Origin of the sequence: Streptomyces sp. NPDC059679 (genome assembly GCF_042734105.1) — a bacterium.
GTDB lineage: Bacteria > Actinomycetota > Actinomycetes > Streptomycetales > Streptomycetaceae > Streptomyces.
The window spans coordinates 1,894-3,911 of record NZ_JBHWES010000006.1; the positions used below are offsets into that span (position 1 = coordinate 1,894).

Below are 2,018 nucleotides of genomic sequence, written 5' to 3' on the forward strand. Positions count from 1 at the left end.
CGAAGGTGGGACTGGCGATTGGGACGAAGTCGTAACAAGGTAGCCGTACCGGAAGGTGCGGCTGGATCACCTCCTTTCTAAGGAGCACATAGCCGACTGCGAGCGAATGACTCGCACGGTTGCTCATGGGTGGAACGTTGACTACTCGGCACAATCATGTGTGAGGACCGCTAGTACTGCCCTTCGGGGCATGGAACACGGATCCGAGCGATGGGTTGTGCCGGGCACGCTGTTGGGTGTCTGAGGGCACGGGCGAAAGCTCGTTCCTTCGACGTGACACCGGTCCCGGTGAACCATCTCGTGTGGGTGGGTGACGGGTGGCTGGTCGTTGTTTGAGAACTGCACAGTGGACGCGAGCATCTGTGGCCAAGTTTTTAAGGGCGCACGGTGGATGCCTTGGCACCAGGAACCGATGAAGGACGTGGGAGGCCGCGATAGGCCCCGGGGAGCTGTCAACCGAGCTTTGATCCGGGGGTGTCCGAATGGGGAAACCCGGCAGTCGTCATGGGCTGTCACCCATACCTGAACACATAGGGTATGTGGAGGGAACGCGGGGAAGTGAAACATCTCAGTACCCGCAGGAAGAGAAAACAACCGTGATTCCGGGAGTAGTGGCGAGCGAAACCGGATGAGGCTAAACCGTATGTGTGTGATACCCGGCAGGGGTTGCGCATACGGGGTCGTGGGAGTGTGCTTGATCAGTCTGCCGGCTGGTCGGAGAGTCAGAAACCGTTGTGGTAGGCGAAGGGCATGCGAAAGGCCCGGCGTAGAGGGTAAGACCCCCGTAGCTGAAATCATGACGGCTCTCTTGCGTATTTCCCAAGTAGCACGGGGCCCGAGAAATCCCGTGTGAATCTGGCGGGACCACCCGCTAAGCCTAAATATTCCCTGGTGACCGATAGCGGATAGTACCGTGAGGGAATGGTGAAAAGTACCGCGGGAGCGGAGTGAAATAGTACCTGAAACCGTGTGCCTACAAGCCGTGGGAGCGTCGCCGTCAAGCTTGCTTGGCGGTCGTGACTGCGTGCCTTTTGAAGAATGAGCCTGCGAGTTTGCGGTGTGTTGCGAGGTTAACCCGTGTGGGGTAGCCGTAGCGAAAGCGAGTCCGAATAGGGCGATTGAGTAGCGCGCCCAAGACCCGAAGCGGAGTGATCTAGCCATGGGCAGGTTGAAGCGGAGGTAAGACTTCGTGGAGGACCGAACCCACCAGGGTTGAAAACCTGGGGGATGACCTGTGGTTAGGGGTGAAAGGCCAATCAAACTCCGTGATAGCTGGTTCTCCCCGAAATGCATTTAGGTGCAGCGTCGTGTGTTTCTTGCCGGAGGTAGAGCACTGGATAGGCGATGGGCCCTACCGGGTTACTGACCTTAGCCAAACTCCGAATGCCGGTAAGTGAGAGCGCGGCAGTGAGACTGTGGGGGATAAGCTCCATGGTCGAGAGGGAAACAGCCCAGAGCATCGACTAAGGCCCCTAAGCGTGCGCTAAGTGGGAAAGGATGTGGAGTCGCAGAGACAACCAGGAGGTTGGCTTAGAAGCAGCCATCCTTGAAAGAGTGCGTAATAGCTCACTGGTCAAGTGATTCCGCGCCGACAATGTAGCGGGGCTCAAGCGTACCGCCGAAGTCGTGTCATTGCAGCATGTAGGCCTAACGGTTGCTGTGATGGGTAGGGGAGCGTCGTGTGCCGGGTGAAGCAGCACCGGAAGGTAGTTGTGGACGGTTCACGAGTGAGAATGCAGGCATGAGTAGCGATTCACACGTGAGAAACGTGTGCGCCGATTGACTAAGGGTTCCTGGGTCAAGCTGATCTGCCCAGGGTAAGTCGGGACCTAAGGCGAGGCCGACAGGCGTAGTCGATGGACAACCGGTTGATATTCCGGTACCCGCTTTGAAGCGCCAGCGCTGAACCAGGCGATGCTAAGTCCGTGAAGCCGCCCTGGATCCTTCGGGTGAAGGGGAGTGGTGGAGCCGACGGACCAGACCTGTATTAGGTGAGTGATGGGGTGACGCAGGAAGGC

General features: G+C 58.1%; 1 rRNA gene (running past one end of the window). It reads left to right on the forward strand.

The features are described from left to right. Positions 1 to 364: 364 nt before the first annotated feature. A 23S ribosomal RNA gene (locus ACFV2X_RS09245) occupies positions 365 to 2,018 on the forward strand; it runs 1,275 nt beyond the window's last position.